Raw genomic sequence first — 1707 nt, 5'->3', positions numbered from 1 at the left:
CACCGCCTGCAAAACAAATATAGATTTTTATTTATCTCATAGGGATAAAAATCGTATATTTTAGCTATGCAACATATTCAAGGAATTTCCCGTCATCAGCTCCAGATGGTCAGTTTAGAAGATACCATTACAACTACTAATCCGGTGCGATTTATCGATGCTTTTGTCCATGTTATAGACCTTGAAAAAATAGGTTTTCAGCCCAGAGTATTAAAACATGAGGGGCGGCCAAGTTTTGCAACAGCCGTTTTTTTAAAACTGTATTTATACGGTTATCTCAACGGAATTCGAAGTTCAAGACGATTGGAAAAAGAGTGCTTGAGAAATGTGGAATTACAATGGCTTTTAGAAGCAATTTGCCCGAATTACCACAGTATAGCCGATTTTAGAAAAGACAATCCCAAAGCCCTAAAACAGCTCTTTAAATTGTTTGTTTCGTTTTTAAAAGACGCTGAATTGATAGCAGGTGATACCATCGCTATAGACGGTACCAAATCCAGAGCACACAACAGCAAAAAAGCCAACTTTAACCAAAAGAAAATCGACAAACACAAAGAATACATTGAGGCAAAATCACAAGAATATTTAGACCAATTGGAAGAAAATGATCTACAGGAAAATCCAGTTGCCATAAAAAATATCCAACAAAAAATAGAGCGATTAAAGCAAAATAAAATCAAGTACGACCTTTTAGAAGAACAACTAAAAACCAGTGAAGAACCACAAGTAAGTACCACCGATGCTGATGCCAGAGCCCTGCTGGTTCAAGGTCAAGTGGTAGAAGTGTCGTATAATATTCAAGCGGCTGTAGATAGCAAACATAATTTAGTAGTAGCAACGCATACCATTAGCCGCAACGACAAAAATGCACTTTCAGTCATTGCAATAGAAGCTAAAGAAAATATAGCAGCCCAACACATCACCGTTCTAGTTGATAAAGGCTATCACAACGGACGCGAATTGGATACTTGCAAACAAAATAACATCACCACCATAGTAGCGGTTCCCAATCAAGGCAAGAGCAACGAAAATGGTACCCAAGAAGCATATTTAGTATCGAAGTTCACCTACAATAAAGACGATAACACCTATACTTGTCCACAAAGGCAAACCTTAACTACCACCGGAAGGTGGCACAAGAAAACAGGGCGTAGCGAAGAAAGCGGTTATTCATACCAAAAATATAGAACCCCGGCTTGTAAAACTTGCCCGGTAAAAGATCAATGCACCAGTAGAACAGGCGGTCGCGAACTAGACCGAAGTCAATACGCCCAAGCTGTAGAAGAAAATCACCAGCGATACAAAGAAAACGGGCAACTCTATCGCAAACGACAAGAAATCAACGAACACATTTTTGGGACTATCAAGCGAAAATGGGGCTACAATTACACTGATTTAATAGGTTTAGAAAAAGTGAATGGCGAACACAGTTTAATTATGTTGGTGTACAACATCAAACGCAGTATCAATATATTGGGTGTTTCCGAATTGATTGCCAAACTCCAGAAATGGGACAGCCCTTACAAGAGAAAGGACTTGTTTTTAATAAAAGTGACTCATTTAAAGCTGAAATTAGACTTTGTTTTTAGTCAAACAAAATTAGCTGCCTAAAAAATAACATCGCTTAAAAGGCTTTATCAGGCTTGTAGTACTGCAAAAATTAGCTTTTTTTGAGGAAGAAACGAGGTTTTTTCACAGCCTGACGTT

1 protein-coding gene is annotated in these 1707 nt (G+C 38.1%); it reads left to right on the top strand.

The features are described from left to right. Nucleotides 1-66: 66 nt before the first annotated feature. Entirely contained in the window at nucleotides 67-1611 is a 1545-nt protein-coding gene (locus I5M07_RS15920; protein ID WP_233622090.1) for an IS1182 family transposase, read from the top strand. The last annotated feature ends 96 nt before the right edge of the window (nucleotides 1612-1707 follow it).

It is taken from the genome of Flavobacterium agrisoli (genome assembly GCF_016522065.1).
In the GTDB taxonomy this organism is placed as follows: domain Bacteria; phylum Bacteroidota; class Bacteroidia; order Flavobacteriales; family Flavobacteriaceae; genus Flavobacterium; species Flavobacterium agrisoli.
This window is presented reverse-complemented; position numbering and strand designations above follow the sequence as displayed.